Source organism: Herbaspirillum lusitanum P6-12 (assembly GCF_000256565.1).
Lineage (GTDB): Bacteria > Pseudomonadota > Gammaproteobacteria > Burkholderiales > Burkholderiaceae_D > Herbaspirillum > Herbaspirillum lusitanum.
Window position 1 is genome coordinate 1 of sequence record NZ_AJHH01000088.1, and the last position, 6648, is coordinate 6648.

Here is a 6648-nt window from a genome sequence, read left to right on the forward strand (position 1 = left end):
CGGCCGGCGGCACGGCGGCAATCATCAGTGCGGCAGTCAGCGTACCCGACAACGCCATCACCGACCCTACCGACAAATCGATGCCGCCGCTCAGGATGACGCAGGTCATGCCGACCGCGATGATGGCGTTGATGGATACTTGCCGGCCGACGTTGATCAAATTGTCCGGCGTCAGAAATGCATCCGTCATCGTCACCATCACCAGGCACACCATCATCAGTCCGACCAGCGGATAACACACCGGTCCTTTGGCGAAACGCGCCAGCGAGATGCGCGTTCTGATCCCGATGCCGACACCAATGCCGGCATCTGCTTTGTGTAGCTCAGACGAATTCAAGTCGCGAACCTGTGGTTGCATGGCGCATTACCTCGTTAGATTGAATGGAGTCGCCCTCCAGAATGGTGACGATCGCTCCTTGCCGGAACACAGCGACGCGATCGCACATGCCGACGATCTCGGGCAGTTCGGAAGAGATCATGATGATCGCGTAGCCTTGTACCGTCAGCCGTCGCATCAAGCGATAGATTTCCGCCTTGGCGCCGACGTCGATGCCACGTGTCGGTTCGTCGAAAATCAAGATCTTGCAATGGTGATTGAGCCAGCGTGCAATGACGACCTTTTGCTGATTGCCACCACTCAGATTGCCCACGCGAGCGAACACGTCCGGCGCCTTGATATCGATATCGCGAGACATGCATTGCGCATCCTCGCGCTCTGCGCCGCGCCGAATGAACGGCAAAGTGCTGCAATACTTCTGCAGGTTGTTAAGCGAAATGTTGTCCTTGATACTGAAGTCGAGAATCAATCCCTCGGTCTTGCGACTCTCCGGCAGCAGACCGATGCCGGCGGCCAGCGCCTCGGCGGGATCGCGCAAGGCCATCGGCACACCGTGTACCGATACCTCCTTGCGATGACACGGATCTGCACCGATCAGCCCCAATGCCAGCTCGGTGCGACCGGAACCGACCAGGCCGGCGAAGCCGAGTATCTCGCCCTCGCGCAACTGAAAGCGATTAACCGGACCGTCACGACGCAATTGTATGGCGCGCACATCCATCGCGGTTCTCATTGACGTCGACATGCGCGCCGCCGTTTTGGGAGGAAAGGTATTTTGCAAACGCCGACCGACCATCATTTCCACCAGATCGTCCACCGTCGTCGCCGCCACTTCCGCACTGCCGACATAAGCACCGTCGCGCAACACGGTAACGCGATCACAGACTTCGAAAATCTCTTCCATATGGTGCGAAATGAAGATCATCGCCACGCCCAAGCGTTTCAGTTCACGCATCACCGTGAACAGATGCGCGGCTTCCGCCGGCGTCAGCGTCGCCGTCGGTTCGTCGAGAATCAGGATGCGCGCCTCCAGCGACAAGGCCTTGCCGATCTCCACGAACTGCTGTTGCGCCAGGCTCAGGCGGCCCACCTCCGTCGACAAGTCGATCGTCACGCCAAGCCGCTGGAAAATCGCTTCCGCGCGCCTGCGCATCGCCGCCCGCGACAACAGGCCGAAGGCGTTGCGCATCTCGCGGCCGAGGAACATGTTCTCCACCGCAGAGAGATAAGGCACCAGGCTGAATTCCTGGAAGATGATCGCGATGCCGGCCTTGATCGCATCGCGGTAGCTGGCGAAATGCCGCTCTTCGCCGTCCACCATAATGCGGCCCCGATCCGGACGATAAATGCCGCTCAGGATCTTCATCAGCGTCGATTTTCCCGCGCCGTTCTCGCCGAGCAGCGCGTGGATCTCGCCGCTGGCGACGGCCAGGTCAACGCCGTTAAGTGCGTTGACCTGGCCGAACTGTTTGCAGATCCCCTGCAGTTCCAGAATCGTAGGCATGGCCATTCCCGTCGCTTACCAGCTGAAGCCGGCAGCCTGCGCCTTGTCGATCAGCTTGATGTCCACCGGAACGGCCGCCGGTGTCGCCGCGCCCCACTTCTTCGCCAATGCCACGCCAAGCGCCAGCCTGATCTGGTCGCGCGGATATTGCGCGGCGGTGGCGATGAATTTGGCATTGCTCTTCAGGATCGCCTTGATCGCATCCGGCGCGCCATCCACACTCACCAGCTTGACGTCCTTGCCGCTCGATTCGATCGCCGACAATGCTCCCAGCGCGCCGATATCGTTGACGCTGAACATGCCTTGCAGCTTGGGATGCGATTGCAAGATGTTTTCCGTCACGCTCAGAGCCTGGTCGCGCTCCTGCTTACCGTTTTGCGTAGCCACCAGCTTGATGCCGGGGAAGTTGGCGAACGCCGCCTTGCAGCCGCGCACGCGCTCCAGAATAGGGACGACCGGAATGCCGTCGAGAATGGCGACATCTCCCTTGCCCTTCAGGGTATTCGCCAGATACGTACAGGCCGCCTGGCCGGCATCGAAGTTCTTGGAGCCGACGAAGGAGTCGACCGGGCCTTGCGCATTGGCATCCACCGTGACGACCACGATGCCGGCCTTCTTGGCCGACTTCACCGCCGACTGTATACCGACGGAATCGGTCGGGTTGAGCAGCAGGATATCGATCTTCTTTTGAATCAAGTCTTCCACATCGCTGGTCTGCTTGGCAATGTCATGGCGCGCATCCGTCACGATCAGCGTGGCGCCGATGCTGGCGGCGGCTTCTTCGGCGGCCTTTTTCATGGTGACGAAATAGGGATTGTTCATCTCCTGCAGGGACAAACCGATCTTCAACCGCCGACGCTGAAAACGACATGCCGGTGAAACCGAATGCGATGCAGAGCAGTGACACGAATTTGCAGAAACGCGGCCGATGGGAACGGGAACGCGGATGGGGACGGGACATGCTGGATCTCCTTGGTTGCCTGACAGTGAAGACGATGTGAAACCGCGCCTGCAGGAACACTCGCCTGCCTGCTTGCGTACGTGCGTAGTTGTGCGCGCCTGCGCTCAGGCGGCTTGCGCCAGATTGCGCGACGCCAGGTTGAGCTCCTGGTACTTGCGAAAGGAGGACGGCGACACGCCCTTCTGAATCAGGAAATGGCGATTGAAATTGGAAACGTTGTTGAAGCCGACCCGGAAACAAATGTCCGTGATGCTCAGGTCGCCCTGCATCAGCAATTCGCACGCGCCGTTGATGCGCAAGCGGTTGATGTACTGGATGCAGCTCATGCCCGTATGTTTGCGGAAGGATCGCGAAAACGCGCTGGCGCTTTGCTGCGTGAGTTCCGCCAGCGAGGATTCGCGCAGGTCGGTGTCGAGATTCTCGGCGATGAAGCGCAGTACATGGTTCAGGCGCGACGACATATACGCCAGGGCGTCCGGAATATAGCCATGGCTGGCCAGCGCCACGCGGCCGTCATCGGCGGTCATCAGATCGAGCAAGGCCAGGAACAGCTGTATCCGCTTGCACCCGCGCGTCGTCAACAGCGTGCGCATGATCGGCAAGGCCGCTGCGCCCGTCGCCGGTGTAAACACCAATCCGGCTTGCGCATCGAGCAGCAAGTTTTCCAGCTCATGCAGTTCGGCAAACGCATGGATGCCATGGTTAATGAATTCGCCGGGAAACTGGACGATGATGCCCCGCTCCGGCACCTGCTCGCCGGGAGCGACATCGCTGATCCAATTGTGCGGAAGATTCGGTCCCAGCAGCACCAGGTTGCCGGGCTGGAACTGGCCGATGAAGTCGCCGACGAAGTATTTGCCGCTGGTGGCGGTGATCAGCTGGATTTCGTATTCGGGATGGAAGTGCCAACGCACCGTCCGATACGGATAGCCGTGCGACCAGATCGCGAAAGACTCGCCCTGGCGCACATCGACCAGCTCCAGATCCGGCGTCGCCGCCATATTGCTTGCGCGCCCTTGCATGGCGCGACTGCCCGGGATACGGTCTGTCATCGTAAGTCTCCTTTTTTGGTCTTGGCTTGCTGCTCTTTTTATGACCCCAAATATAGAGAGTCACACTTACTTAAGCCAATACAAATAGTTGAAGATTTAGATACTTTTTTGACAGACCTGAGGTAATGAATGCTTAAAAAGGATAGGTGTTCGATAGCTGGCACGGAGGCAACCGCACCTCGCCCATTGCGGAAAGCAACTCCTGAAACAAAACTGCCGCCGGACAGCCTGGGCTGTGCGGCGGCAGCGTTGAGAAGAAACGACGATCAGTGCGATGCGCTGGCGGAACGTTTGTTGAACAGGTTCAGTATCTCGCCCACGATGCCGCGGCGGAACGCCAGTACGCAGACGATGAAGATGAAGCCCGTCACGATGGTGACCGAGTCGCCCAGCGTGTTGAACCACTCGATATGCGTCACGCTAGCCAGCCAGTTGCCGATATCGCCCAGCTTGTTCTCCAGCATGATGATGATCACCGCGCCGACGATAGGACCGACGATCGTGCCCAAGCCGCCAACCAGCGTCATCAGCACCACCAGGCCCGACATGCTCCAGTGCACGTCGGTCAGGGTTTCGAAGCCCAGTATCAGCGCCTTGGTCGAACCGGCAAGACCGGTCAGCGCTGCCGACAGCACGAAGGCCAGCAGCTTGTAGCGGTCGACGTCGTAACCCAGCGAGATGGCGCGCGGTTCGTTTTCCTTGATCGCCTTGAGCACCTGGCCGAACGGCGAGTGGATGGTGCGCACGATCAGCGCGAAGCCGGCAATCGCGATCGCCAGCACGACGTAGTACAAGGTCATGTCGCTGGACAGATCGATGAAGCCGAGCAGCTTGCCGCGCGGGATGCCTTGCAGGCCATCTTCGCCGCCGGTGAACGGCGCCTGCAGGGCAACGAAGAACAGCATCTGCGCCAGCGCCAGCGTGATCATGGTGAAGTAGATACCCTGGCGGCGAATCGCCAGCAGGCCCATCACCAGGCCGATCAGCGCGCCCGTCAGGGTGCCCAGGATCAGGCCGATTTCAGTCGGCACGCCCCAGGCCTTGATCGCCTGACCGGCGACATAGCCGGCGCCGCCGAAGAAGGCTGCATGACCGCTCCAGTGCACGTCGGTCAGGGTTTCGAAGCCCAGTATCAGCGCCTTGGTCGAACCGGCAAGACCGGTCAGCGCTGCCGACAGCACGAAGGCCAGCAGCTTGTAGCGGTCGACGTCGTAACCCAGCGAGATGGCGCGCGGTTCGTTTTCCTTGATCGCCTTGAGCACCTGGCCGAACGGCGAGTGGATGGTGCGCACGATCAGCGCGAAGCCGGCAATCGCGATCGCCAGCACGACGTAGTACAAGGTCATGTCGCTGGACAGATCGATGAAGCCGAGCAGCTTGCCGCGCGGGATGCCTTGCAGGCCATCTTCGCCGCCGGTGAACGGCGCCTGCAGGGCAACGAAGAACAGCATCTGCGCCAGCGCCAGCGTGATCATGGTGAAGTAGATACCCTGGCGGCGAATCGCCAGCAGGCCCATCACCAGGCCGATCAGCGCGCCCGTCAGGGTGCCCAGGATCAGGCCGATTTCAGTCGGCACGCCCCAGGCCTTGATCGCCTGACCGGCGACATAGCCGGCGCCGCCGAAGAAGGCTGCATGACACGATGAAGATGAAGCCCGTCACGATGGTGACCGAGTCGCCCAGCGTGTTGAACCACTCGATATGCGTCACGCTAGCCAGCCAGTTGCCGATATCGCCCAGCTTGTTCTCCAGCATGATGATGATCACCGCGCCGACGATAGGACCGACGATCGTGCCCAAGCCGCCAACCAGCGTCATCAGCACCACCAGGCCCGACATGCTCCAGTGCACGTCGGTCAGGGTTTCGAAGCCCAGTATCAGCGCCTTGGTCGAACCGGCAAGACCGGTCAGCGCTGCCGACAGCACGAAGGCCAGCAGCTTGTAGCGGTCGACGTCGTAACCCAGCGAGATGGCGCGCGGTTCGTTTTCCTTGATCGCCTTGAGCACCTGGCCGAACGGCGAGTGGATGGTGCGCACGATCAGCGCGAAGCCGGCAATCGCGATCGCCAGCACGACGTAGTACAAGGTCATGTCGCTGGACAGATCGATGAAGCCGAGCAGCTTGCCGCGCGGGATGCCTTGCAGGCCATCTTCGCCGCCGGTGAACGGCGCCTGCAGGGCAACGAAGAACAGCATCTGCGCCAGCGCCAGCGTGATCATGGTGAAGTAGATACCCTGGCGGCGAATCGCCAGCAGGCCCATCACCAGGCCGATCAGCGCGCCCGTCAGGGTGCCCAGGATCAGGCCGATTTCAGTCGGCACGCCCCAGGCCTTGATCGCCTGACCGGCGACATAGCCGGCGCCGCCGAAGAAGGCTGCATGACCGAACGACAGCAGGCCGGTGTAACCGATCAGCAGATTGAAGGCGCACGCGAACAGCGCGAAGCACAGCATCTTCATCAGGAACACCGGATACAGGCCGAACGGCGCCAGCAATGCCAGGATCAGCAGCGCGCCGTAAAAGAGTTTCTTGTTCAATGGGTTGTTCATCTTGTGCGCCTTATTTCTCTTTACCGAACAGACCGGCCGGACGAATCATCAGCACGATGGCCATGATGATGAACACGACGGTTGCCGACAGTTCCGGATAAAACACGCGGGTCAGACCCTCGATCACGCCGAGGCCAAGGCCGGTGACGATCGAACCGAGGATGGAACCCATGCCGCCGATCACCACCACCGCGAACACCACGATGATCAGGTTGGAGCCCATCAGCGGCGACACCTGGATCAC

5 protein-coding genes and 2 pseudogenes are annotated in these 6648 nt (G+C 60.5%); all 7 read right to left on the reverse strand.

Annotation, left to right across the window (positions count from 1 at the left end; all coding sequences use genetic code 11):
* A pseudogene (locus HLUSI_RS26705) lies at positions 1-289 on the reverse strand (ABC transporter permease); the annotation flags it as partial.
* Between the two features lie 34 nt (positions 290-323).
* A complete protein-coding gene (locus tag HLUSI_RS0103040; RefSeq protein ID WP_029363058.1) occupies positions 324-1841 on the reverse strand; it encodes a sugar ABC transporter ATP-binding protein in 1518 nt (505 codons plus the stop codon).
* Between the two features lie 15 nt (positions 1842-1856).
* A complete protein-coding gene (locus HLUSI_RS0103045; RefSeq protein ID WP_050977615.1) occupies positions 1857-2789 on the reverse strand; it encodes an ABC transporter substrate-binding protein in 933 nt (310 codons plus the stop codon).
* 117 nt (positions 2790-2906) lie between these two features.
* Positions 2907-3854 (reverse strand): AraC family transcriptional regulator, encoded by a 948-nt coding sequence (locus HLUSI_RS0103050; RefSeq protein WP_238533908.1) that lies wholly within the window; start codon positions 3852-3854, stop codon positions 2907-2909.
* Between the two features lie 266 nt (positions 3855-4120).
* The gene (locus HLUSI_RS33805) at positions 4121-5431 is read right to left on the reverse strand and encodes a branched-chain amino acid ABC transporter permease (protein ID WP_016832572.1); all 1311 of its coding nucleotides are present in this window, start codon (positions 5429-5431) and stop codon (positions 4121-4123) included.
* Positions 5421-6404 carry a branched-chain amino acid ABC transporter permease gene (locus HLUSI_RS0103060; protein ID WP_016832573.1) on the reverse strand — a complete coding sequence of 328 codons (984 nt, stop codon included), beginning with the start codon at positions 6402-6404 and terminating at the stop codon, positions 5421-5423. The genes HLUSI_RS33805 and HLUSI_RS0103060 overlap by 11 nt, the downstream gene beginning before the upstream one ends.
* A gap of 10 nt (positions 6405-6414) precedes the next feature.
* Positions 6415-6648 (reverse strand): annotated as a pseudogene (locus HLUSI_RS0103065) (branched-chain amino acid ABC transporter permease); the annotation flags it as partial.